19 protein-coding genes are annotated in these 23903 nt (G+C 56.2%); 11 read left to right on the forward strand and 8 right to left on the reverse strand.

Features of this window, described 5'->3' with window-relative positions; genetic code table 11:
* The first annotated feature begins 161 nt into the window (after positions 1 to 161).
* Positions 162 to 284, forward strand: coding sequence for a hypothetical protein (locus tag FDP08_RS20570; protein ID WP_257791946.1), 123 nt, complete (start codon positions 162 to 164; stop codon positions 282 to 284).
* A 61-nt stretch (positions 285 to 345) separates the two neighbouring features.
* On the opposite strand, the gene FDP08_RS01940 is transcribed toward FDP08_RS20570, so the two are convergent.
* The 3 genes from FDP08_RS01940 to FDP08_RS01950 form a co-directional block, all read right to left on the reverse strand.
* Complete coding sequence (locus tag FDP08_RS01940; protein ID WP_137434356.1) at positions 346 to 1209, reverse strand: peptidoglycan-binding domain-containing protein; 864 nt, start codon at positions 1207 to 1209, stop codon at positions 346 to 348.
* A 106-nt stretch (positions 1210 to 1315) separates the two neighbouring features.
* Entirely contained in the window at positions 1316 to 3319 is a 2004-nt protein-coding gene (locus FDP08_RS01945; protein ID WP_228263210.1) for a methyl-accepting chemotaxis protein, read from the reverse strand.
* An 87-nt stretch (positions 3320 to 3406) separates the two neighbouring features.
* Positions 3407 to 4372 carry an ABC transporter substrate-binding protein gene (locus tag FDP08_RS01950; protein ID WP_137434357.1) on the reverse strand — a complete coding sequence of 322 codons (966 nt, stop codon included), beginning with the start codon at positions 4370 to 4372 and terminating at the stop codon, positions 3407 to 3409.
* A 388-nt stretch (positions 4373 to 4760) separates the two neighbouring features.
* Here FDP08_RS01950 and FDP08_RS01955 point away from each other — a divergent pair, with 388 nt between their 5' ends.
* A complete protein-coding gene (locus tag FDP08_RS01955; protein WP_137434358.1) occupies positions 4761 to 6215 on the forward strand; it encodes a malate:quinone oxidoreductase in 1455 nt (484 codons plus the stop codon).
* 24 nt (positions 6216 to 6239) lie between these two features.
* On the opposite strand, the gene FDP08_RS01960 is transcribed toward FDP08_RS01955, so the two are convergent.
* Entirely contained in the window at positions 6240 to 8693 is a 2454-nt protein-coding gene (locus tag FDP08_RS01960; RefSeq protein WP_206077260.1) for a sensor domain-containing protein, read from the reverse strand.
* Positions 8694 to 9017: 324 nt separating this feature from the next.
* Here FDP08_RS01960 and FDP08_RS01965 point away from each other — a divergent pair, with 324 nt between their 5' ends.
* From FDP08_RS01965 to egtD, 5 genes are all read left to right on the forward strand, one after another.
* The gene (locus FDP08_RS01965) at positions 9018 to 9566 is read left to right on the forward strand and encodes a methanogen output domain 1-containing protein (protein ID WP_137434360.1); all 549 of its coding nucleotides are present in this window, start codon (positions 9018 to 9020) and stop codon (positions 9564 to 9566) included.
* A gap of 14 nt (positions 9567 to 9580) precedes the next feature.
* Positions 9581 to 11722 (forward strand): EAL domain-containing protein, encoded by a 2142-nt coding sequence (locus FDP08_RS01970; protein WP_170978954.1) that lies wholly within the window; start codon positions 9581 to 9583, stop codon positions 11720 to 11722.
* A gap of 26 nt (positions 11723 to 11748) precedes the next feature.
* Positions 11749 to 13485 (forward strand): isocitrate/isopropylmalate family dehydrogenase, encoded by a 1737-nt coding sequence (locus tag FDP08_RS01975; RefSeq protein WP_137434362.1) that lies wholly within the window; start codon positions 11749 to 11751, stop codon positions 13483 to 13485.
* A gap of 154 nt (positions 13486 to 13639) precedes the next feature.
* Positions 13640 to 14968 carry an ergothioneine biosynthesis protein EgtB gene (gene egtB / locus FDP08_RS01980; protein WP_137434363.1) on the forward strand — a complete coding sequence of 443 codons (1329 nt, stop codon included), beginning with the start codon at positions 13640 to 13642 and terminating at the stop codon, positions 14966 to 14968.
* Positions 14965 to 15939, forward strand: a complete 975-nt coding sequence (egtD, locus tag FDP08_RS01985; RefSeq protein ID WP_137434364.1) for an L-histidine N(alpha)-methyltransferase — start codon at positions 14965 to 14967, stop codon at positions 15937 to 15939. The genes egtB and egtD overlap by 4 nt, the downstream gene beginning before the upstream one ends.
* Positions 15940 to 15941: 2 nt before the next feature.
* Here the strand turns inward: egtD and FDP08_RS01990 are convergent, their stop codons facing one another.
* From FDP08_RS01990 to FDP08_RS02005, 4 genes are all read right to left on the reverse strand, one after another.
* On the reverse strand, positions 15942 to 16526 hold the full coding sequence (locus FDP08_RS01990; protein ID WP_137434365.1) for a DUF6448 family protein: 585 nt from the start codon (positions 16524 to 16526) through the stop codon (positions 15942 to 15944).
* 204 nt (positions 16527 to 16730) lie between these two features.
* Positions 16731 to 17882, reverse strand: a complete 1152-nt coding sequence (locus tag FDP08_RS01995) for a helix-turn-helix domain-containing protein (RefSeq protein WP_137434366.1) — start codon at positions 17880 to 17882, stop codon at positions 16731 to 16733.
* On the reverse strand, positions 17873 to 19198 hold the full coding sequence (locus FDP08_RS02000) for a sensor histidine kinase (RefSeq protein ID WP_137434367.1): 1326 nt from the start codon (positions 19196 to 19198) through the stop codon (positions 17873 to 17875). Before FDP08_RS02000 ends, FDP08_RS01995 begins: the two co-directional genes overlap by 10 nt.
* Positions 19188 to 19853, reverse strand: coding sequence for a response regulator (locus FDP08_RS02005; protein WP_137434368.1), 666 nt, complete (start codon positions 19851 to 19853; stop codon positions 19188 to 19190). Before FDP08_RS02005 ends, FDP08_RS02000 begins: the two co-directional genes overlap by 11 nt.
* Before the next feature lie 142 nt (positions 19854 to 19995).
* Between FDP08_RS02005 and FDP08_RS02010 the strand changes: the two genes are divergently transcribed.
* The 4 genes from FDP08_RS02010 (at position 19996) to FDP08_RS02025 (ending at position 23892) form a co-directional block, all read left to right on the forward strand.
* Positions 19996 to 20634: a ferric reductase-like transmembrane domain-containing protein gene (locus tag FDP08_RS02010; protein WP_228263211.1), complete on the forward strand. Its 639-nt coding sequence runs from the start codon at positions 19996 to 19998 to the stop codon at positions 20632 to 20634.
* A gap of 109 nt (positions 20635 to 20743) precedes the next feature.
* The gene (locus tag FDP08_RS02015) at positions 20744 to 21148 is read left to right on the forward strand and encodes a PepSY domain-containing protein (RefSeq protein ID WP_137434369.1); all 405 of its coding nucleotides are present in this window, start codon (positions 20744 to 20746) and stop codon (positions 21146 to 21148) included.
* A 30-nt stretch (positions 21149 to 21178) separates the two neighbouring features.
* A complete protein-coding gene (locus FDP08_RS02020; protein WP_137434370.1) occupies positions 21179 to 21649 on the forward strand; it encodes a DUF2271 domain-containing protein in 471 nt (156 codons plus the stop codon).
* Between the two features lie 23 nt (positions 21650 to 21672).
* Positions 21673 to 23892, forward strand: a complete 2220-nt coding sequence (locus FDP08_RS02025; RefSeq protein WP_137434371.1) for a PepSY domain-containing protein — start codon at positions 21673 to 21675, stop codon at positions 23890 to 23892.
* Positions 23893 to 23903 lie beyond the last annotated feature (11 nt).

The raw sequence follows: 23903 nt of genomic DNA on the forward strand, positions 1-23903 counted from the left end.
CTGAATGAGGCTGAATAGTGGTTTCCAAGTATGGGGCCGGGAAGGCATTATCCATAACATAGGTAACTAACAAAGACCGGTTACGGTTTACCCCTTTTGTTCGTACCTATGAGTGGATGATTGAAATGAGCAGAGCAGCATCACTATACAAAGGATGGAGAATGAAGCGTAACTTCCTCCACCTTGTCCTGACCATGGAGCCACGCCTTCTCAAGGACGTTGGCTACCCGCCCGAAGTTGTTGAGCAGCGTCTGAGAACGCCGTTCTGGAAGTTCTCGGCATAACGTCCCGGCATGGCTGAGAGCGACTCAGTCAGGCTGAATTCAAGGGATGAGAGGGTTGAGGTCAGATCAACCAGCCAAACAGAAAATCGAACACGGAACTGAAAAAGCCGCCGCTGCTTTGAGCGGGCGGTTCAGACACGTCCGACGTTTCTGAAACCTCCGGATTTCCCGCCGCCGTTGGTTCGTCTGGCAGCTGGAAATCGGCCTCAGGCGATTCCTCAACGGTTGAGACTTCAACTAGTGTCTCTTTCTCAGGCTCAGTTTTTGTCTCAGGCTCTGCCACCGTCAGTTCAGGTTCAGGTTCAGGAATGGATTCCGCCACAGGCTCGGTGGTCTGGGCTGCCAGCTCAGGCTCAGCGGTGGGTTCCCTGGCTGGAACCACTTCGGGTTCGGCCGGCGCGGACGCCACAGGTTCTGGTTCCGGCTTCTCCTGAACGACTACTTCCGGCTCTGGCTGTACTTCGGGCTCTGGGTCAGGTTGTGCTACCCGTTCGGGCTCAGGTTCGGGCTCAGGTTTAGGTTCCGGCTCGGGTGCAGCAGCCATCCGGCGGCTGGCACTGCCCGAACCGAAACGCTCTTCGCTCAAGCCTATCGCAGCCATGGCGGCCTGGCGATCGGGAGCGGCATTATCGCTGATGGTGCTGTTGTCTTCCGGGGCGACCCCCAGCGCGGATAACGTTTGCGGGTCGAGATTGCCAGTAGCCTGCAACTCGTCGTTACCGGACTGATAGTGCCGGATGGCAGAGCGCAGGGTGTTATCCATCCACCCGTCGGCCTTGCCGATCTCATGGCCCGCACCATACAGGGCGTTTTCGGCGGCATAAATGGTCTGAGCGGGGCCGGCCTGAGCAGAAACTGCATACAATGAAGCCAACACTGCAGCTGCGGTAATACCGGGTGCCCGGGTAAAGCGTGATTGGCTCATGGGTGGATCTCTCCCTGATACTCTACGTAACTTTTTGTTGAGTATTGAAAGTATCAGTAATTCGACATGTCGCCCATGACGCAGTTAACACCCGTGAAAATGAACGTTAATTTGATGTCTTGAAGCGGCGCACCACGCTACCCAGATCTTCCGCCATATCCGCCAGTGATTTGCTGGACTGGTTCACATGGGAGATGTCATCAGTCAGTTTATCAATGGCACTGCTGCTGGCTTCAACGTTCTGGGTCATCTCGGCGGCCGTTGCCCGCTGCTGCTCAGTGGCGCTTGCGACTTGTGTTGTCATGTCCACAATCCGGTTCACCGCAGCCAGGATGTCCGTCAGCGCTTCGCCTGACTTGCCTGCTTCCTCGCTGGCCTCACCGGCCATCTGCTTGGCCCTGCTCATATCTACCACTGCGCCAGCCGCGCCACTCTGCAGATTGGACACGATTCGTTCGATATCCACCGTCGAGTCCTGAACCCGCTTGGCGAGATTACGCACTTCGTCCGCAACAACCGAGAAACCCCGGCCTGCCTCACCGGCACGAGCGGCCTCGATGGCGGCATTCAGGGCCAGGAGGTTGGTTTGTTCGGCAATCGCCTGGATCACTTCCAGGACGTTGCCGATTTCACCCGATTCCTGTTCAAGGCGCTGAATACGTTTTGAACCTTCCTCAATCTGCTCCCCAAGCCTGTTTACCGATTTGACCGCCGTTAAAACCGTCGATTGTCCGGTACCTGCCAGCTCAGCAGCCTGACGTGCGGACTCATCGGTATCACTTGTATTGGAGGCAATCTCGTCCGACGTAGAGACCATTTCCTGCATGGCTGCTGACACCTGGGTGACCTGGTCTCTCTGTTGCTCTGCATTTGCGGTGGTACTGTCGGTAATGCCGGACAGCGATTCGGATTCGGTGCTGAGTTTCCGCGATGACACAACAATCTTCGAAATGATGTCTTCCAGAGTTTCCAGGAACGAATTCACGGCAGCAATAAAGTCGCCGATCTCATCCGGACGCCCTTTGGTCAGGCGGGTAGAGACATCGCCGTTGTTATTACCGATGTTCTCCAGGTAGCCCAGGATTTCTGCTCGCGCACGCTTCACGCTGGCCCCCATCATTCGGCTCATTAGCAGAGCAACCACCAGGCCCAGAACAACGGAAATTATAAAGGCGGCAAGTATCAGTGTCAGTGCGGTTTCGGTTTCCGCTTCTGCCTCGTCCGCCACTGTTTCCAGTGAAGTGAACACTTTTTGCTCAAGATCCCGCGCCAGCCCTGTAATCTGCGGCCCCAGTACGTCAAGCTTGTCCTCTTTCGTGCGGATCATCGTTTTCTGTTGTATCAACAACCTGTCGACCGATGCCTGGTAGTTCTCGAGCGCCTCAATGGCCGTATCAAAATACTGCCTGACGTAATCCGGCACCGTATCCATATCCAGAAACTCCAGGGCATCCGAGACATCCTCCATGGCATAACCGAGGGCCGTTTCCGAGGACTCGTTACCGTCTGCAAAGAAACGCTGTGCCGCCATCCGCATCAGGAGCGTGTCGTGAATCAACTGCTCCAGAACCACTCGCAAGCGGCTGTCAGGCTCGCGGTTGGTAACCCCGTCAATGGCTCTGCGTAATGCTTCCGATGCATCGGGCCCGTATTGGTCGAGTTCATTGGCAATGATGGATTTTACTTGCTGTTTGGCGGGTACCAGTTCGTTCTTGAAGACACCCACAAATTGCAGCGTTGTCTGCTCAATCTCTCCGACAAGCTGTGTCCGCTCTGCATTATCAATAGCCTTCCTGGCATCCGAAAGTTCTTTCAGAAAATCCGATTCAAGCTGCTCGAAACGGGACAGAATGTCGTCGTTACCGGTGTCGTAGTAATCAAACACCCTCAATCGCATGTTGTAGAGATTGATCAGGACACCTGTGGCAATAGACGTTTCCGGGGCCAGGTCCCTGGCAACGGTACCCATGCGCTCGTCCAGCATCTGAAATTCCCTGACACTGTAGAAAATGACGAGGGCAAACAGCAGAAGAATGAATACAGGGGCAATCAGGAGTTTCCCGCTTACACCAAGACGACGCTCAATTCCTTGAAATGTGTTTACAGCCACTGGTCTGCCTCTTTTACCATACGCGATATCTTGCTTAACGACTGGCTGCAGATAATCTCGAGCCAATCGCTTCGATTTTATTCAACTCTATTCAACAAAGTTCGCCTGGCTGGCGATCATGGGTGAGAGTTTCAGGTTCCAGTGCTTCATGCCGCTATCGCTGTAAACATAGTGGCCGCTCAAGGACTTCATCTTCGGAATGCGGTTCGGCTTGACCCCCTTCAGTATCAGTGATGCGAGGCGTGATGCGGTAAGGCCTTCCTGATGGGCGGAGATGGTGAAGCCACCAATGGCTTGCTGCTCTCCGATGAAAATATCCCAGAACGAGAAGATGGGCACCTGGCTACGTGTAAATGCCTCACCGATCAGGTCTTTCGGCTCGATATAGTTTTCCTCCGAGTCCCGGATGGTGTGGTGCGTACCGACCACAATGGCGTCGTACTGTTCGTGGGCACTGAAAACCGACTGCAACCAGGTGTCTTTGTCGTTGGTGAGGACAATGTCCAGTTGCGAGCCATACACCTCGGCGCTTCGCTTTTCGCCAAAGTATTCATTGATCGCATTACGCATGGTGGGTGAATCATCCATCAACACGAGGAAGCGTTCATCCACCCTGAGTACCTTCTGCAAGTGGCGAATGCTCTCAGCGAAGAACGGACGTTCCAGTATGCCTGCGACCAGCTCATGTTCCAGGGTAGGGTGTTGGGCAGGCCCGCCATTTACCCCGAGGAATACAACAGGAATCTGCTTCTCGACCAGGTGGCTCGCCATCAGTGAGAATGCATTGTCATCGCCAAGGATGGCAACGTCGGGCTGAAGCTGTGAAATCGATTGCTGGATACTGGCTACTTTCTGTGGCCATTCAGATTTGGGTAAACGTTTGGTGTCCAGTTCAAAGATATGGATGTCATGGTCATCGCCAAGTACTGACTGGACGGCATCGACGTAATCCGCATCCCATTTGTATCCAAGGTGGTAGCTTTGAATGACGACGACGGTTTTCGCAACACACAGGGGGCTTGCCAGCAACAGGGCCAGTAGGAAAAAGCGCATGGAAGTACCTTATTGTTCTCTGAACGACGGATTTGCACCCGTTCTTTCTTGTTGGTGATGCGTCGTTTTTATAGTTATCAGAGCCTCCCAAACAGAAACTGTGCCAGTTTCTCAGCACACTGTTTTTTCAGGTTTTTTGCGACAGTTCGGTGATAAATTAGTGATGAAACAGGCATGGCTGTCTGGTTCTCGGGACAATTATCTGAATTTCGGGATAAAAGTGTCGGCTTATAAGGACATCTACGTCCTGAATTACGGACATCCATCAAGGAACCTGGCGCGTAGGGGCCGGTAGTGGAAGTCATGATGTGAAGCCACGGTACCGCTACTGTAAAAAAGCGAAATCATCAGATACCCTGAAAATCATCAACACTGGCGAGAAGACTTTATGAACGTAGTCATCATTGGTGCGGGGATTATGGGAACCACTTTTGCCACCTTGGCAAAAGAATTGGCACCCGATCTTGATATCACCATTCTGGAGCGGCTGGACGGTCCCGGCGCGGGAAACTCTTCTGCATTCTGGAACGCCGGAACGGGCCATGAGGCCAACTGTGAGCTTAACTATACCCCGGTGGATGAAGAGGTCATTTCAGTTGAAAAAGCCTTGAAGATCCATGCGCAGTTCAACGTTGCCAAGCAGTTCTGGGCGCATTTGATCGAAAAGGGCGCCATCAAGGACCCCAAGACTTTTATTAATCAAACCAAGCACTGCACCATCGTTTCCGAATCCGCCATTGAAGAACTGAAATTGCGATTCAAGGAAATGTCGGCTCATCATTTTTTTGAGCACATGCGTTACTCGGAAGACTTTGATGAAATAAAAAGCTGGATTCCCTACACCATGGAAGAGCGTCCTCGCCATGAAAAGATGGCGGCTACCGTCATTGAGACAGGCACAGACGTTAACTTTGGTGCGTTAACGGCGCAAATGGCGGCGCATGCAGTGAATGATCTGGGTGTAAGAATTGAATATGGCACTCATGTCAAGCGCGTTCACAAGAGCCCGACCGGCCGCTGGGTTATCGAGGCTGTTAATAAAGGTGGCCCCATTCAGCACAGGGCAGATGTGCTGTTTGTAGGGGCCGGTGGGGGCGCATTTCCACTCCTTAAAAGGAGCCACCTGCCGTTTCGTAGCCGGTTTACCGGATTTCCTGTTGGCGGGCGGTTCTTGCGGGCATCGATCAGCGAAGAACAGGCGAAACATTACCGGGCCAAAACTTATGGTAAAGCCAAAGTTGGCGCGCCCCCCATGTCTGTTCCGCACCTCGACCTGCGCGTGGTGGATGGTAAGCACTATTTACTTTTCGGCCCTTTCGCGTCATTCAAACCGGTTCTCGAGAGAGGCCGTGGATTTTTCGATTACCTTACCTCAATCCGTCTGCATGATGTCCCCGGCTTGCTTAACGTTGCCCTGGAGCATTTCCCGCTGGTCAAATATCTGATTTCGGAGAGCTTCAAAGGCGAGAAGAGCATGTTCGAAGAGTTGGACAGCTTTGCGCCTGGCTTGAGTAAAAAGTTTGACTGGAAACCGATTGAAGCGGGCCAGCGCGTGCAAATCATCAAAGACGGGGATCTGCAGATGGGCACCGAAATCCTTGTGTCCACAGACAAAACCTACGGGACACTCCTGGGGGCGTCGCCCGGGGCATCGGTTTCACCCGAGGTTATGTTGCGCTGTCTCGAGCAATTGATACCGTCCGTATTTTCCAAAGAAGAAGCCAGGCAAAAGAGGAACGAGATTTTCCCGGAGGACGATCTGGATACCTTGATCAATCAACCTGATCGTTACCGGGAGATTCGCGATGCAGTCAACAAACAGTTGGGCATAGCCCGGCCCTGACCGTTTCCCGGGGCCGGGGGGCTTTCACGAGTATGGCTTCTGGTCGATCAATAATTGACGCCAACTGGCTTCTGGTACCGCGTGGCTGTAAAGAAAACCCTGACCTTTTTTGCATCCAAGATGCTGCAAGGTTGCTATACTTTTTGTTAATTCAATACCTTCAGCAACGACATCGGCATCAATCGCCGCGGCGATGAAGATAATTGCCTTGACGATGGCCTGGGCGTAGGCGCCATCGTCCAGTCGGGAGACAAAGCTCTTGTCAATTTTGATTTCGTCGAAGAAGTAGTCGTTTAAATGCGCCAGTGACGAGTAACCTGTTCCAAAGTCGTCAAGGGACAGGCGGACCCCCATTGCGCTGAGGGCTTCCAGATCCTTCTTCAAATCACGACCATGGTGCTCGAAAACGCTTTCGGTGATCTCCAGGGTCAGCTCCCCCGGGGCGACATTGTACTCGGTTAGTGCCTGGCGAACCTTGTCGGGAACAGAACCGAGTTGAAACTGGATCAACGATACATTGATCGAAACCGGGCAGACTGCAAGCCCCGTATCTCGCCAGGCCTTGAGATCCCTGCACGCCTGGCGTAGCACCCAGTCCCCCAGAGGTCCGATGAGCTGACTTTGTTCAGCCAGCGGGATGAACAGGCCCGGAGGGATAAAGCCTGCCTGCGGATGATTCCAGCGCAGCAGGGCTTCCGCTGAGATAATGCGGCCGGTCGCCAGATCAACCTGGGGCTGATAGTAAAGCTCAAGTTGATCGGCTTCAAGGGCATGCCGTAGCTTGGTTGTCAGGTCCACGGTTTCGCGGGTTTTCTGCTCGAGGGCTTTTGTGTATTGGGTCCAGGGCAGCGGCGAATTATGCTGGCTTCGATGCATCGCCAATGCGGCGTCTGTCATCAGCTTTCGGGCATCGCCTCTGCTGCTACGGATTCGAGCATAGCCGAACGATGCCTCAACGTGGAAAGCAAAGCCTCTGATTTCGAAAGGCACGTCGAAGACAGCCGCCATGCACCTTTGTAATTGACGCTTCGTGCGCTGGTGCTCAAGTAGCGTAAGCACGGTGAATTCATCCCCACCCGTGCGCGCCACCAGACCACTGTGACCAACCTCCGCTGTCAAACGACGGGCAGCCTCCCGCAGTACCTCATCTCCGACGTCATAGCCCCGGGTATTATTTATTTCCCTGAGCGCCTTTATGTCCACCACTACCACAGGGCTCGCCGGATGAAGGTCCATTGCTTTCAAGAGCTCGTCCAGGCGCTGGGCAAAGCCTTCCGGGGTCAGAAGGCCGGTCAGCCGGTCCTCGTAAGCGGCTCGCTCGACTTCCTTCTCGGCGCGCTTCAGTTCAGTGATCTCCTGTGAGGCGGCGATCCACTCGATGAGATGATTATTGTCATCGAACACGGGCGTGACGCAATCCAGAAACCACCTCGGAGACGAACTTTGACCGGATAACTCATAGACCACTTCAAACGGTGTCACGCTCCTGAGGGCTTCGCTCCATTTGTCCTGGAACGCCAATGCAGCCTCTGGCGTCAGAGCGCCGCGGATTGCTGCCAGATCGGGCAGACCGCTCAATGACGACAGTCCAGCGAGCTCTAACCATTTCTCGGGCACGTCCTTGAGTTCACCTTTCGCATTCATAAGCCAGATGTACCCGGATTGCGTTCTGATCAGGCTTTCGTAGCGGCGCTTTTGCCGGGCCAGTGACTCGAGTGCCAGGAGCTCTCTGGTCACATCGAGCTGAATACCGATTATGTGAGAGAGGGTGCCATCATTGGTACGGATAGCTCTGAGCTTGATCCTGTTTTCGAAGGGCTCTCCGTTTCGGCGAAAGTTGGTTACCACAGCCGTGCAGTCTGTACCGCGGGCCAGGGCATTGCGAATAATCCGAAGACCGGGCTGATCGTGAAGATCTCCCTGAAGGAAGCGGCAGTTGCGACCCAATAATTCCGCTTTTGAATAGCCTGTCATACGCTCGAACGCGGCGTTGGCATAGACGAGAGGGGCGTCTTCAAGGCTGGGATCAGCGATGGTCACGCCGCATTCGATTTCTGCAAAAGCAGCTGCAAGAAAAGGCGTTTGCCTCAGGAACATCAGTTCATTGGCGGCTTCTGTTGCCAGGGAGTGCAAGAGCGCCACCGCGCGCTCGCAATCAGTGAGGTGCTCGCCTGCAAACGCAATCACAGTTGTTAATGATTGTTGGTGGGGGAGACTCAGGGGTTCGACTGCAATGAAGGCGGCCGCGGCCAGAGCCGTGTCGGGTGGCGGCACTTCCGTCCGGGGAATCCCGTCAGCCAGTGTTGCCTGAACGCTGTCGAGCGTCAGCAGCAGCTGGGCGGCTTCGGGGTTGCCGATATAATGGTCCGGAGATTTTCCGTCTTTGACAATGACTGCCGCGCAAACCACCGAGCAGGCCATCGCTAACGCTTCGGTAAGGTCCGTGAACAACTCGTCGTTGTCGGGCGTCCCTGCCATAAATCTCTCCTGAAAACCGCTGTTACACGATTGAATTGGCAATGCTACGGAGGAAATTGTTGCTGTGTTCCTGTCAGTAACCACTACTTCTAGCAAGATAGTACCTGAAAGCAAAACTTTTAACCGGAGTTTGAGCGGCTGTGCTGCCAGGCCGCGCATCACCTAACCGGATTGTAACAACCCGGCAATCAACTACCCCCCGGTACTGGTTGTATAATGATCAGCGGCTATTGAGGCGTTACCGGGTCAGGGACATTCTTTGTCGCTCATCTTTTCAAGCAATGCTTGCCCCCTCCGGCGTTGCCAAGCAAGCAGGAAACTGTCATGGCAACCGTTGATACCGATTCCAGAAGAATCCCCCTGGCCCAGCTGGACATCCCACTGGAAAGAGATCTTTTTCTTCGTAATTTGATACGTGAACTGTCCGGTGTGCTGGAAGACGTCGTGGGGCTTAGAGAGGCCGCGGGTTTTATCAGTATCGTTGGCCAGAATATGGGGAATCAGATGGACCTTGATTATAAAGAGGCCCTGGGTGTTTCCAGGCTAACCCGTTCCCAGGTTGCCGACGTGCTCGTGGACCTGAAACGCAGAATCAAGGGCGACTTCTACATTGTCGAACAGAATGACGATCGCATTGTGCTTGGTAATCGGGCCTGTCCTTTTGCCGAGAAGGTGGTCGGGCGCCCTTCCATGTGTATGATGACCAGTAATGTGTTTGGCATCATCGCCTCTCAAAGTCTTGGTTACGCCAAAGTCACGCTGGAAGAGACAATAGCCCGGGGCGATCAGGGGTGTCGGGTCGTCGTTCATCTTAAATCCAACGCAGAGTCTGAAGCTGCGTCAGGCCAGGAATACTTTGAGTCTTTAACTTGATGGCTGATTCGGACATGAATCATAAATCGCTGGAAAACCTGCTTCCCGAGCCGCTCCTTCTGCTTTCCGCCCAGGGTCGGGTTGTTGATATGAACCATGCGGCCCGGAAGGCATTCACTGCTCTGGAAAATGGACACCAATTGCATGAACTGGCTAACGATCCGGCCAGGCTGGACTCCTCGATAAGGCTATGGGTTCGGAGTGGGGATTTTATTCGCGGCCTGGTCACAATCAGTAGCTCCATCGGCGAACGTTACATTACCTATGGAGCCAGGCTTCGGGCAGATAGGGGCTCTCCTGCTCAGGTTATCGTGCGCTGTTATGTCGAGAGTAAGGCCAACCAGCGTTTTGTCGAGATTACCCGACGCGTAAATGCCCTGAATCGGGAAATCGCTTGTCGCAAGAGAGTAGAGAGCCAACTGTTTGCTGAAAAGGAACTGGCACAGGTCACACTGCATTCCATCGGCGATGCCGTGATCACTACTGACAAAGAAGGTCGGATCAACTATCTGAATCCCGTTGCAGAAGCCCTTACTGGCTGGTCCGAAGCCGAAGCCCGGGGGCTTCTGATGCCGGAGGTTTTCCGTATTATCAATGAGCAGACTCGCGAGCCGGTAGAGAATCCGGTAGTGCGGGTATTAGCCAGTGGACAAACTGTAGGATTGGCAAGTCAAACGGTGTTGCTGCATCGGGATGGTACAGAGTTTGCCATTGAGGATTCGGCTGCGCCCATTCGGGACAGGAATGGCCGGCTTATCGGGACTGTCATGGTTTTCCATGATGTCACCCATGCCCGCAGGCTCGCGGCAGAGGTGTCATACCAGGCAAGCCACGACAATCTTACAGGGTTGCTCAACCGGCATGCCTTTGAGCAACGGCTGCGGAGCCTGCTGGAGGAACCGGTGGGACTGGATGGCTCCCACAGCCTTATGTTTCTCGATCTCGACCAGTTCAAGGTGATCAACGATACCTGTGGACACATGGCGGGTGATGCCTTGTTGCGCGTTCTTGGGCCCGTTTTTAAGAAACACCTTAGACAGTCTGACCTGCTGGCACGCCTGGGGGGTGACGAATTCGGCGTATTGCTTCAGGATTGTCCCGCGCCCGTTGCCAAGCGGATTGCCAGAGCTCTCAAAGCAGAGCTCGAAGACCTAAATTTTACCTGGGAAGGCAAGCCCTTCCGCGTCGGCCTGAGCATTGGCCAGGTTAACTTCAGCGACAATAGCTGGTCGCTGGCCGACCTGCTCAGCGCCGCCGACAACGCCTGCTATCTGGCCAAGGAAAATGGCCGCAACCGGATCCATCTCTACAGCATGGACGACCAGGCTCTTGCTCGCAGGTTTCGGCAAACGCAATGGGTGGGACGTATCAGTGAGGCGTTTGAGGAAAACAGGTTCCGCCTGCATTGCCAGGCCATCGTGCCAACCTCCGTGTCTTCGGCGCAGCCTGAAGAGGGAGCGCATTTCGAACTGTTGCTCCGTCTCCACGATAAAGACGGGAAACTGGTACTGCCCATGGCTTTTATCCCGGCCGCGGAACGATTTAGCCTGATGGTCAGAATTGATCGATGGGTGCTCCAGACGGCCTTCGCCAAGCTTGCAAAGGCCGGACCCGGAAACGTTGCGACCTGCAGCATTAACCTGTCCGGGGCATCCCTCGGGGATGAGGGCTTCCTGCCGTTTATAAACGAATGTTTTGCGCGCTTTGATGTTTCCCCGCGAATTATCTGCTTTGAGATTACCGAAACGGAGGCCATTGCGAATCTGACCAAGGCACGTTTTATTATCCAGAGCCTGAAGACACTCGGATGCCGTTTTTCCCTCGACGATTTCGGGAGCGGGATGTCGTCCTTCGGCTACCTGAAAAACCTGCCGGTGGACTACCTTAAAATCGATGGCACGTTTATCAGGAACCTCGTAAGCGATCCTATTGACCATGCCATGGTGACGGCCATCAACAATATTGGCCATGTGATGGGGTTGAAGACGATTGCCGAATTCGTCGAGAGCGCCAGTGTCTTGCGGGTGCTGAATGAACTTGGTGTGAATTACGTGCAGGGCTACTATATTGCAAGGCCCGAGCCTCTTGAAACCTACCTTGCAAAATTGAAGTCACCAGCGAGTCAGGGCCTTGGGATAGCAAAGACAGGGCTCTGATCCACCCAACCCGCAGGGAGAAATCTATGGACCGCCGAATCAATGTGACGTCGCCACTGGTCATCCTCCACGGCGACGAAATGGCCCAGGTTGCTTTCGAGCAGATTCTCGAAAAATTCGTTACTGCGCGCCTGGACATCCGGCTCGAGGAAATCGACCTGTCCGCGGAACACCGCCTACTGACCAATGGTCAGGCAGTGACTGACGCCATCGATGCTCTTCAGCGCCATGGGGTAGGGGTGAAGAACGCCGGCATGACCGTTAACCGCCAGCAACTGGAGGAGCTTCTCCGCAAGCATCCTGATGTGGACTCCGACAACCTTCACCCACTGGCCACCAAATCCCCGAACGGCGCCATCCGCAAAGGCATCAGTGGCAATATCACCCGTGAGGACATCCAGTTCCGCAATCTCAACATCCGCCGCCCGGACTGGATCGGTCGTGACATCGAAGTAGACACCATGGAATGCGGCGGCATCAAGGACAGCTTCAACCAGTTGTCCCAGGCTACCGGCGTGGTAAAACTGATGTTCGTGGGCCGTAGTGGCGACCCGGTGGAATTGCACCGCCGTGAAGTCCGCAAGGGAGACCCCTGGCTACTGGCCACCAACGACGTTGAGGACGTAAAAGCCTGGGCTCACCGTTTCTTCCAGCGCGCCATCGACGAGAAACGGGATGTCTACCTCGGCCTGAAAGACACCGTTATTCCCGGCTACGACGGTGCCATGCGCACGGTGATTGAAGACATCTATACAAGTGACTACCGCAAACAGATCAAGGAGCTTGGGCTCAACTACTACTACGAGCTGATTGATGCCCAGGCCGCGCGCATTGTCTCAAACCCGCCAGAGCGAGCCCTGTGGGGCGTACCCGACAATACCACCGGGCGTAAGCTGTTCAAACTGGTCAACCACCTGCGGGAGTTCGGCATTCCCAGTCGGGGTGCCCACGTGTCCATTTCCCGCATGAGCGCCGGTGGCGGCGATCAGTACGGCAGCTTCAACATGCCGGCGCAGGAAGACGGCATCCTCAAGGTAATTGTTGACGGCGACGAGAAACACGCCCGCCGTGTCATGAAAGGTGACCCCATTCTACTCATGTCCAACGATCGTGAAGCCATCAAGGACTGGGTGTCCCAGGTGTTTCGCGATGCCTCCCGCAAGGACAAAGAGGTCTATTTCGGTCTCAAGCGCGAGTACATGGAATACGACGAAGTCTTCAGCGACGTCATTACCGAAGTGCGGCGGGAACTGGCCCGGGATCACACGCCTCCGCCGTCGTTCATGATCATGCGTCCGTCCAGCCAGCTCAAGAAGATGATTACTGATCCCCCGAGAAACGCCCTTTATCCCTCCCAGAACCTGGACGGCGACATCTTCTCGGACATCTCGGCTGCACTCGGCGGCAGCCTGGCCACCGCCAGCTCCATCATCGAGAGCAAGGACGGCACCATGCTCTTTGAGGCGCCCCATGGCACCGCCCATGACCTCTACCTGAAATACCTGGAGAGCGATGGCCGTGACGCACACTTTAACCCTTCTGCCCTGATTTTCGCGCTGGCTAACGCCCTGGAAACCCTGGGCGAGCGCGAGGGCAATGCGCCCCTGAGTGAATACGCCATCAACCTCAAGGCGGCACTGACCGACACCGTCGACAGAGGCATTGTCACCGCCGATCTCAAGGGCAAGACCGTCGATCCGGATTCGGAGCAGGTGGTGGATATGGCAGGCTTTCTGGACGCTGTAGAAGCCGCGCTCCAGTAATATTCCGCTTGACCAATCCTGTCAGGCGGCCTTAACTTGAGGCAACGGTACTGCCGGCAGCCGCCAGTTTACGGGGCGCCGCCGGGCAGGATTCTGGCACCGGTGGTTGGCCATTGATGGCCACGGGCAAAACCTATAAGCAGGGAACGCCGCCATGTCACACGCGGAACAGCTTTACCCGACTCTCGTTGTGGAAGCCAATTCGCCGGAAGACTGGCTGGATGCCTTCAGGGAGGTCCGGCTCGCCAGCGAACAGTTGTGCAGTCCGCTGGAGACGGAAGATTACGTCATCCAGAGCATGGACGACGTCAGTCCGCCAAAATGGCACCTTGCCCACGTTACCTGGTTCTTCGAGGCCTTCCTGCTAAAGCCGTTCCTTAAGGGTTATGTACCCCTGAACGAGGCTTATGACCACCTGTTCAATTCCTATTACGAAACCCACAGCAACCCCTTTCCCCGGCCCCGGCGAGGCCTGCTGTCCCGACCGACGGTAGCCAATGTCTATCGTTACCGTCGTTATGTGGATGACGCTATGGGATTGCTACTGAATAACCCGCCTGCGGAGCATAGCCAGGCCATTGCAGAACGGGTCTGTCTGGGCATTCACCATGAACAGCAGCACCAGGAACTGCTGGCGATGGATATCAAGCACATACTGGCCCAGAACCCGCTGCAGCCGGTCTACAGTAAACGTTTGCAGGCCCCGCCCGGTGGGCAGCCGATGCCCATGGGCTGGCGGGCCTACGAAGGTGGTCTGGTTACCATCGGCCTGAAAGAGGATGGGGTCGAGTTTGCGTTTGACAACGAACGGCCGGCCCATCGCCAGTACCTTGAACCCTTCGAACTGGCTACGCGTCCGGTGACCAACCAGGACTATATACGTTTCATGGAGCAGGGCGGTTACCAGGATCCGGCATTGTGGCTCTCGGACGGCTGGCACCTGATCCGGGAGAACGGCTGGACAGCGCCCCTGTATTGGGCCAGGGATGGCGAACAGTGGTACCAGTTCACCCTGACCGGTTGGCGCAAAGTAGACCCCCTTGCGCCGGTATGCCATGTCAGTTTTTACGAGGCTGATGCCTTTGCACGTTGGGCGGGGGCTCGCTTGCCGACCGAAGCGGAATGGGAGCAGGCCGCAACCCACACCCGGAACCGGACCGGCAATTTTGCTGAGAGCGGTTATTTGCAACCCGTTGCCGCGGAGGCTGGCAGTGCGAGCAACCCGAATGACGCGCCGTTGCAGATGTTTGGCGATGTCTGGGAATGGACGGGCAGCGCCTACCGGCCCTATCCGGGGTTCAGGACTCTGGCCGGCAGTCTCGGTGAGTACAACGGCAAATTCATGTCCGGGCAGATGGTACTCAGGGGAGGGTGCTGTGCCACACCGGCCAGCCATATCCGCCCCACGTATCGAAATTTCTATCCCCCATCGGCCCGCTGGGCCTTTTCAGGATTCAGACTTGCCAGGGAGGCCACCCGATGAACGCGGCAGAGATTCATTTTCACAATCAGCTGACTGAAGACCATTGCCCCACCATGGCGGAAGAAGTGCTCGCGGGATTCACCTCGAAACCGAAGTACTGTTCCCCAAAATACTTTTACGATCAGAAAGGTTCAGTGCTTTTCGAGAAAATATGTGAACTTCCTGAGTATTATCCCACCCGCACCGAGGAAGCTATTCTGACCCGTGCCATGCCCGAGATCGCAGCCCTGGCCGGCGAGAATGCAACCCTGGTGGAATTCGGCTGTGGTGCCAGTCGAAAAGTACGGCTGCTACTGGAATCCATGTCGGTGCAACGTTATCTGGGTATCGATATATCACGGGAGTTCCTGCTCGAAAGCACCCGACGTCTGGCGGCAGACTATCCCTGGCTGGAAGTCCACGCCGCCTGTGCCGACTTTACCCGGGGCTTAGCCCTGCCAGAGGCGATCGATCCCCAGCGATTGGTGGGTTTCTTCCCCGGATCGAGCATCGGCAATTTTACGCCGGACGCCGCAGAGGGCTTTCTTGACAGCCTGCATCGATTGCTGCCACCGGGCAGTGGATTGTTAATCGGCGTTGACCTGGTGAAGGACCATCAGACACTGGAAGCTGCCTACAATGATGCAGACGGCATTACCGCAGAGTTCAACCTGAACCTGCTTGACCGTTTCCAGCGGGAACTGGGGATCGCCTTCCGTCGGGAATTGTTCCGTCACCGAGCTTTTTTCAACGCAGAAAAATCCCGCATCGAGATGCACCTGGAAAGCCGGATTGCTCAGGTTCTGCAACTGAATGGGCACACCATCCGTTTCCGCGAGGGTGAATCGATCCACACGGAGAACTCCTACAAATATTCTGTGCCGGGCTTTCAGAGGCTAGCCGCCCGGGCCGGTTTCGCGAGCCGCAAGGTGTGGATGGACGAGCATGGCCTGTTCAGCGTGCATTACCTTACAGCCTCCCCGGGCGAGTAAACTCAGTGCCCTGCGCTTGCTCCCGCTGCACCGTGCACGCCTTCGACGTAGTGGATGTAGCTGACGTAGTCAGTGACGAACTCACGACCCTCCTCTACGCTTTGGTCGGCGCGCGCCCGAGCGTTTCGTGCCTCTTCATAACGCTCGCGAATACCATCTTCGATCTTGCGGGTGATGTTTGCGACCAGGCGATCAATCTGTCCGTTCTCCAGCGCCGCATCCGCCGCCATCAGCCCCGGGTCGATCTGCCCGGAAGGCTTGATGCCGGTGAACGGCGCACCCTCCGAGGCACGATGAACCTTCACGAGCGTGGCGAACAGATGCCGGTCGGCGATGTTCCGCGCGGTTTCGTTCTGGCCCCTGACTTTGCGCACGTCAGCGAACACACGCCTGATTTCTGCCTCGTCCTCGGCGGGGACCCATTTCAGCAGAGGCGTAACGTCACCCGCCTCCAGCGCTGTGCGGGCCTCGGTAATCACCGGGCCATCCAGAGCATCGCAATGGGCATGGGCGCTGCCAGCAAATACCAGGCTGAAGATGCCGACCGCAGCTGCGGAAAAGACGGTTCTACGTAGTTTGGTTTTCATGGACATTCTCCTCGTAGTGCGTTGATTCTCGCGATCACCGAATTAGGTACCGCTTGGAAACCAGCCTAGGGAGAAACTCTCGGAAAAGCGTTCGCGTGCGTGAACTCGGCCCTCCGTCATGACCTCGAAAAAAATCACGTAAAATCAGTTGACTGGAGGTTCGAACTTCCCGAAAACCGAAACTCGAACCGATTGGCGTGGCGTTCAGGGCTGAGGCTCGTCACCAATGTTCCCGTGGAGGGCACGATGGCGATATTCACTGGGAGTGAGCCCGGTATCGTTCTTGAAGGCGGTGTTGAATACAGACTTCGAGTTGAAGCCCGAATCGTACATGACTTGCAGGATATTAGACGTGTTGGCCGGATCGGCCAGTCGTGCTTTCGCCTCCTCCAGGCGATGGCTGCTGACGAACTCGAAAAAATTGCACCCAAAGCCCTGGTTGATCACCCGCGAGACTTCTCTTGGGGGCGCATCGACTTTTCGCGCGAGCTGCTCCAGGGTCAGGTTAGAGTAAAGGTGCGGCTTTTTCTCGCGCATCTGCCACTCCAACCGGTCCTTCAGTGCTTGATCAAACTGTGGTGCCGTCTCCTCCGCCAACAACGCAGCCTGGTCGGCTGCAAGTCCAGAGAAGATGACCGGTTGGCGAAGGGAATTCACCATCAAGAAGTTGATGAATACGAATCCGGTCACGGCGCCGGCACCGGCGACCCACTCCGTTCCCGGCGCGTTTCTGAAGACGTGTGCGGTGAGGCAGTAGAGCATACTCACCGTCCAGGCCACCGCGTAGCCGATCAGGAGCATCCGCAGCCACGCCAGTTGCTTGTTCTCGATGCTGGAAAATATCTGCCGAAGGCCGATGCCGAAGCGGGTGATTGCGCGAATCGTGGCGTACAGGTAACCGAGAAAGACAGCGTGGATCGCCACTGCGAGGAGGGGGGAGGTCAGCACGCCCGGATGGTCACGCTCCAGCAGAATCCGCACTTTGGTCCCGGTTGGCTGCAGATAATACTCGACCAGAAAAATGGCGCCGACAACCCAGAACAGCAGGGTATGCACGAGGTGCTCCTTGCGCAACCGGAAGTCCTGATACATCAGCGACTGCGCATACAGATAGAGTGTCCCCGCTTGCAGAAGCCCGATGAGCGTCCCGAGGTAGGCGAAGTTCGGGTGTTCGAGCGCGAGCCCGCTGCTGTAGAGGAAGATTTCACCAAGCCCGGCGGCAAAGAAAACCAGCGTAGCGACCAGGAGACGATTGCTGACGAGCCCGACGTTGGAGGGAAGCAGCAGAAAAATGGCCAGACTCAGGGACTGAATGATGCTCGTCAGTAACACCAGGTCGGTAAGTGTCAGATACATGCCACATTCAACTCCGCCTCAAAGCCGTCCTGCCGTCCTGTTGCCGGCGACCGCAAATGCATTGTCATACCTGCACCCGTGGCAATCGCATCGGCAATTGCCAGGCCCAGGCCGGAACCCGTCGCATGTGTTTTTGAACGTGCAAACCGGTTGCGTAACAGGGCGAGCTGGTCCGGGGGAATGAGGTTACCGCCATTGCGCACCCTTAACGTTCCGTCCGCTGCCATGCTGACCTCAACGGGCTGTTCCCGGGAGCCATGCTTGATCGCATTCTCAATCAGGTTACGAACCAGGATGGCGAAGGCATCGGGATCAAGGAAGGAGGTCACTTCGCTCTCGGGCAGGGTCAGCGTAATGCGCCCCGGGGCCTGGCTTTCAAAATCACTGACAATCATTGCCAGTATGGGCACGAGATCGTGCCGACTTTGCGATATGGCGCCGCCTCCTTCGGCTTTCGCCAGTTCGAGCAGTTTTCCGGACAGGACCGACAGGCTGCGCAGAGATTCCTCAATGTCGGCAATATCAGCTTTCAGTTGGTCACTTTGAATCCGGGTTTTCAGCCGCTGTATTTTGGCGAGTGCTGTTGCCAGGGGTGTCCTTAATTCATGGGCACTGTTCGCGGTAAAACTCCGTTCTGTCTCCAGAGCGCGGTGCAATCGTTCCAGCAGCCGATTGACGGCCAGGGCAATAGGCTCAAATTCCCGTGGTAACTGATCGCCGGCAACGGGTGAGAGATCTCCGGCGCCACGAGATTCTATGGACTGCTGGAAATCGACGACCTTGCGCAGGGAAAGCCGGACGATCCACCAGATACCCAGCAGGCTGACCGGGATCAGGAAGGTTAAAGGCATCAGCAATGCCAGGCCTGCTTCCAGCGCGGCTTCCCGGCGGTGAGCCAGAGGTTCGGCTACCTCGAGATAGATAGTCTCGCTGACGGCCGAGGCCCCATATATCCGGTGTGTCGACGTGTTCGAGAAGCCTTCCTGTGGCAATGGTCCGAAAACCCGGGGATCAGCGTCGTGAGACTGGAGCAGGAGGTTGCCTTGCCGGTCTCTGACCAGGTAAGTGAGGTATTCGTCATGGTCTTTCAGGGCAGGGGCCCGTTGATTCCTGGCTCCGTTTTCCCGGTTCAGGATGTCGGTGACGGCCAGTGGCAGTATGCGTTGGGCTGTTTCTTCAAGGGCGCTGTCAAACACCTCGTTCATTTCGTGCTGTGCCACGAGTCCGGAAGCGGTAACACCTAATAGCCAGAGCAGTGTAACTCCGAGCGTGAGTCCGATGCCCAGGCTTTTTTGTAGGCTGGTTTTATTGGTCATGTGTTTCCAGACGGTAGCCCATACCTCGGACGGTTGCGATCGCGTCCCGCCCCAGTTTTTTACGCAAACGGCTGACATAAACCTCAATGGTGTTGCTTTCGATTTCAGCCCCGAAGGCGTAAAGACGATCTTCCAGTTGCGATCGCGATAATAGCATTCCGGGTCGGTGGATGAAGCCCTCGAACAGGGCCCACTCCCGAGCAGTAAGTTCCACTGGCTGGCCGTTGCGACTGATGCGGTGATCACCAAGATCGACCTCCAGATCACCCACGCGAATCAGCGGGTTCGGGTTGCCTCGGTAACGACGGGCTACCGCGGCCACACGGGCCGACAGCTCGGAAAGATCAAAGGGTTTTACCAGATAGTCGTCGGCGCCGGCGTTCAGTCCTTCAATCCGGTCAGACACCTGGTCCCTGGCGGTGAGGATGATCACGGGTGTCGAATAACCGGCCGTCCTCAGTTTCCTCAAAAAACCGAAGCCATGGCCGTCCGGCAGGATCAAATCAAGCAAAATCAGGTCGTAGGCCGTTGTCTGAATACTCGCTTCGGCAAAGGCCAGGGTCTGCACCCAGTCCACTGCGTGGCCGTCATCAGCAATCTGATCCCGCACCGCTTCGCCAAGCCCCTCGGTATCCTCAACCAACAGTACCCGCATAGTTCACCTCTGATCCAGCCCTGGGAGAAAGATACTACAGCCGGAACCTGACAGCTGCCTGAATGGCTGACCTTCAGGTGGCTGTCAGGTTCGGGAGATAGCCTTATCTCAATTATTTCAGCTGCCTTTCGGAGGAGAAGTCATGATCCGGATCATTTTACCTTTTATTATCCTGGTTTCCGGCCTCTGGGCCTGGAATCTGGCGGCAGGCCCAGAGGCCGGTTCCCCCTGGGGCGTTTATAACCAGAGCCTGTTACTCAGCGGGTGGTTGGCCATCGCCTTGATGTCGCTGGCCATGATGCTGGCGCTGCGACCCGCCTGGCTGGAACGACCGCTGGGCGGGCTGGACAAAATCTATCACACCCATAAATGGGCCGGCATTCTCGCCGTGGTATTCGCCGCTGCCCACTGGCTGATTGAAACGGGTGACGACGTAATCGAGTCGATTTTCGGCGAAGCCGGTGAGCATGAGCCGCATTATTCCGGGTTTATAGACACCATGCGCGATGCTGCCGAAGACATTGGCGAGTTCGCCATTTATCTGTTGTTCGCCATGTTGCTGATTACCCTGTGGCGCAAGTTCCCCTACAAATACTGGCGCTACCTGCATCGGGTTATGCCCGCGCTTTACCTGTTGCTTGCCTTCCATGCAGCCTGGCTCGCTCCGTTGCAATGGTGGCGGCAGCCCATTGGTATGCTGCTGGCCGTCCTCCTTCTGGGCGGTAGCATCGTCAGCGGGCTTTCGCTGGCAGGGGCACATTCCTCTGTCGCGATTCCATAAGGAAGCGTTTCAGTTTCGCTGATCTTTGCGGAGCAAGGCCGGGCGCGTTCAGGCCAGTGTCAGGTAAACCTCATAGAGTGTTGATCGTGGATTCAACAGGAGACATCCCATGAAAACCAAACCCGTGATTTTAAGCCTCACTTTCTTGCTACTGAGCGCACCACTGCTGGCCGACGATGACTGTGATGACCCGGTGGCCAATTGGCAGCCGCGGGAGAACCTGCGCCAGAAACTGGAAGCTGATGGATGGACGGTTTATCGCATCAAGGTGGATGACGGTTGTTATGAAGTAAAGGGCCTGGCTCCCCAGGGATTCCGTGCAGAGGCGTCTTTTGCACCTGCCTCCCTGAATCTGATGGAACTGGAGCGGGAAGAAGACGATGACGATGATGATGATGAAGATGACGATGGCAGATACCGCAACCAGACGCGCGATGCTGCGCAGGGCAATGGCCAGGGGCCGGTTCCAGGCAACGGCATTGTCAAGGGTCGCCCCAGCGTAACCGTGGAGTAACCCGTCGATTCTTTTTACCGGAGAGACTGTATGAAAAAGATTCTATTTGCTCTTGGCCTGGCGATAGCACTTGCTGTGCCCACTGTTGCGCAGGCTCGTGAAGTGACGTTCACAACCGAATTACTCGACTACGGTGGCGATGGTGCCTACCTGGCGCTTTACCTCACGGATGCTGCCGGCAAATACCAGGGCACTCTATGGGTTGCAGGTAAAAAAACCAAGTACTACAAGCACCTGAGCGGTTGGGCCCGTGGCAGTAGGCTGAACCCGGCCGAGTACGATGGCCTGACCGGTGCCAGCATAACCAGTGGGCGCACCCTGAAAATCACTCTGGACCTGGAAGACGCCCTGGTCGACACCGGCTACGAAATTCGGGTCGACACCTCCGTTGAAGATATGCGGGATAACCGGGCGGATATCGCCCTGCCACTGACCAGCGAAGGCGCCGGGAAAGCGGTAGCCGGGCGTGGTTATGTTCGCTCATTCCGTTACGATTTTTGATCGGCTGGCAAGGAGCTTAGGCGATGGTGCGACAATTGCACGGGTTACCCGGCCTGGTGGCGGCAGTGTTCCTGATCACGACAGCAATCACCGCGGCGGTTCTGGCCCTGGCGCCCGCCATGGACAGGGCAGCAGCAGTGATCCCGCCTGCTGGCGAGGTGAATGTGGCGGAGCTGGCAGGACGGGTTGTGGCCCATTACCCGGGAACCGAACAAATTGAGCGTGGCTCTTCCGGCGGAGTGATCGTTTATTACAGCCGCGACGGCCAGCCCGGAGCTGACCTGGTCAATCCCTTGACCGGTGAGGGCATTGCGCCCTACGAGCCATCCGCTTTTTTCACCTGGATCAAGGATCTGCATCGCGCGTTTCTGCTGGATGACACCGGCCGGGCGATGGCCGGGATGATGGCCGCCTTGATGGTGCTTCTGTGCATCACCGGAATTCTTATGCTGGCCCGTCGGACAGGTGGTTGGGCGGCCTTGTTACGGCCGTTCGCAGGTTCCGGGAACAAACGTGTTCATTCGGAACTGGCACGGTTTGCCGTTCTCGGGTTGCTGCTGTCGGCATTGACCGGGAGCTATATGTCGGCGCAGCGCTTTGGGTTGCTGCCCGAAACTTTCGAAACCGGGCCGGCTTTCCCTGCTGAAGTTTCCGGCGGACAACCGGCTCCAGTGGCCAATCTGAGCGCCCTCTCGGAGGTTGATCTCAGCGAATTGCGGGAACTGGTGTTTCCCTATCCGGATGACCCCCGGGATGTCTATTCCCTGACAACCAGCAGTGGCTCCGGATTTGTTGATCAGGCGACCGGTGAACTGCTGAAGTACCAGCCTCGCTCTGAAAGTAGCGTGTTCCAGCAGTGGGTGGTCAGTTTGCATACCGGAGAGGGCCTGTGGTGGCTGGGCCTGATTCTTGGAGCTGCGGCGCTGACTGTGCCGGTGCTCTCGGTGACCGGGATAGGCATCTGGTGGCGCCGCCGGTCTTCCGAGCATCTTCCGGACAATGTCACTGTCTCTCAGGCGGATACCATTATCCTCGTGGGTTCTGAAGGTAATGCCACCTGGGGCTTTGCCCGGGAACTCCACGCCAGCCTGAACAAGGCCGGTTTCAGGGTGCATTGCAGCGAGATGAACGCATTGACTGGTCATTATCCTCAGGCCTCCATGCTGTTTGTACTGACCTCCACCTATGGTGATGGCGACGCGCCGACGTCTGCTCGGCGGTTTATGGCCAGGCTCGGTGACTTCAGGGCCAGGGAAACTCTGAAATACGCGGTGCTGGGGTTTGGCGACAGCCAGTTTCCGAACTTCTGTCAGTTTGCATTGGACGTGGATGCGGCGCTCGCCAGAAAAGGGCTGACTCGTCTGCATGGCATTGAGCTGATCAATCGGTGTTCTGCTTCGCAATTCAGTCAGTGGGGAGACACGATTGGTGAGCTAATTGGGGCTCCGCTTTCGCTGACCTACGATCCGTTGCCGCCGCCCCCGGTAAAGCTGGAGCTGGTAGAACGGGCGGATTACGGGCTCGCAGTGCAGGCGCCTACCAGCATCCTGCGTTTCAAGGCAGCAGAGCAGGGCGGTCGGAGGCTGAAGTTTCTCCCCCGAGCTCCCCAAACGTTGCCGTCATTCGAGGCGGGCGACCTGCTCGGCGTGATGCCGCCACATGGACAAGCTGCACGATTCTACTCCCTGGCATCTTCTGTGACGGACGGTGTCCTGGAAATATGTGTCCGCAAACAACCCGGTGGTCTTTGCTCCGGATATTTGCACCAGCTCAGGCCGGGGGATCATATTGATGGCTTTGTCCGCCCTAATCCGGGCTTCCGGCCAGCCACTGGTAATACCCCGGTTATCCTGATCGGAGCCGGTGCAGGGATTGGCCCGCTGACCGGATTTATCCGGAAAAATACCGGACGTCATCCTATGTATCTTTACTGGGGTGGACGCAGCTCGCAGTCGGATTTTCTCTACCAGCCCGAATTGGGGCGCTACCTTGAAGACCAGCGTCTGACAGGGCTGAACACGGCGTTCTCGCGATCTGACGAATGTGCCTATGTTCAAGACAAGCTCAGGCAAGATCAGGTCGCTGTACGCCAGATGGTTGAGAAGGGGGCACAGATTCTGGTCTGTGGCGGCAGGGGCATGGCAGTTGCGGTAAAACAGGTCATTGAAGACATTCTCGAGCCACTGCGCACTGATGTGGAGACGCTTCGAGCAGAGGGGCGGTATCTGGAGGATGTTTACTGAGTATGCAAACA

This window comes from Marinobacter panjinensis (genome assembly GCF_005298175.1).
GTDB lineage: Bacteria > Pseudomonadota > Gammaproteobacteria > Pseudomonadales > Oleiphilaceae > Marinobacter > Marinobacter panjinensis.

Excerpts from the sequence above, each read along its gene's own strand:
- FDP08_RS20570 (WP_257791946.1), top strand. The coding sequence starts at position 162 with ATGAAGCGTAACTTCCTCCACCTTGTCCTGACCATGGAGCCACGCCTT.
- FDP08_RS01940 (WP_137434356.1), bottom strand. The coding sequence starts at position 1,209 with ATGAGCCAATCACGCTTTACCCGGGCACCCGGTATTACCGCAGCTGCA.
- FDP08_RS01950 (WP_137434357.1), bottom strand. The coding sequence starts at position 4,372 with ATGCGCTTTTTCCTACTGGCCCTGTTGCTGGCAAGCCCCCTGTGTGTT.
- FDP08_RS01955 (WP_137434358.1), top strand. The coding sequence starts at position 4,761 with ATGAACGTAGTCATCATTGGTGCGGGGATTATGGGAACCACTTTTGCC.
- FDP08_RS01960 (WP_206077260.1), bottom strand. The coding sequence starts at position 8,693 with ATGGCAGGGACGCCCGACAACGACGAGTTGTTCACGGACCTTACCGAA.
- FDP08_RS01965 (WP_137434360.1), top strand. The coding sequence starts at position 9,018 with ATGGCAACCGTTGATACCGATTCCAGAAGAATCCCCCTGGCCCAGCTG.
- FDP08_RS01970 (WP_170978954.1), top strand. The coding sequence starts at position 9,581 with ATGAATCATAAATCGCTGGAAAACCTGCTTCCCGAGCCGCTCCTTCTG.
- FDP08_RS01975 (WP_137434362.1), top strand. The coding sequence starts at position 11,749 with ATGGACCGCCGAATCAATGTGACGTCGCCACTGGTCATCCTCCACGGC.
- egtB (WP_137434363.1), top strand. The coding sequence starts at position 13,640 with ATGTCACACGCGGAACAGCTTTACCCGACTCTCGTTGTGGAAGCCAAT.
- egtD (WP_137434364.1), top strand. The coding sequence starts at position 14,965 with ATGAACGCGGCAGAGATTCATTTTCACAATCAGCTGACTGAAGACCAT.
- FDP08_RS01990 (WP_137434365.1), bottom strand. The coding sequence starts at position 16,526 with ATGAAAACCAAACTACGTAGAACCGTCTTTTCCGCAGCTGCGGTCGGC.
- FDP08_RS01995 (WP_137434366.1), bottom strand. The coding sequence starts at position 17,882 with ATGTATCTGACACTTACCGACCTGGTGTTACTGACGAGCATCATTCAG.
- FDP08_RS02000 (WP_137434367.1), bottom strand. The coding sequence starts at position 19,198 with ATGACCAATAAAACCAGCCTACAAAAAAGCCTGGGCATCGGACTCACG.
- FDP08_RS02005 (WP_137434368.1), bottom strand. The coding sequence starts at position 19,853 with ATGCGGGTACTGTTGGTTGAGGATACCGAGGGGCTTGGCGAAGCGGTG.
- FDP08_RS02010 (WP_228263211.1), top strand. The coding sequence starts at position 19,996 with ATGATCCGGATCATTTTACCTTTTATTATCCTGGTTTCCGGCCTCTGG.
- FDP08_RS02015 (WP_137434369.1), top strand. The coding sequence starts at position 20,744 with ATGAAAACCAAACCCGTGATTTTAAGCCTCACTTTCTTGCTACTGAGC.
- FDP08_RS02020 (WP_137434370.1), top strand. The coding sequence starts at position 21,179 with ATGAAAAAGATTCTATTTGCTCTTGGCCTGGCGATAGCACTTGCTGTG.
- FDP08_RS02025 (WP_137434371.1), top strand. The coding sequence starts at position 21,673 with ATGGTGCGACAATTGCACGGGTTACCCGGCCTGGTGGCGGCAGTGTTC.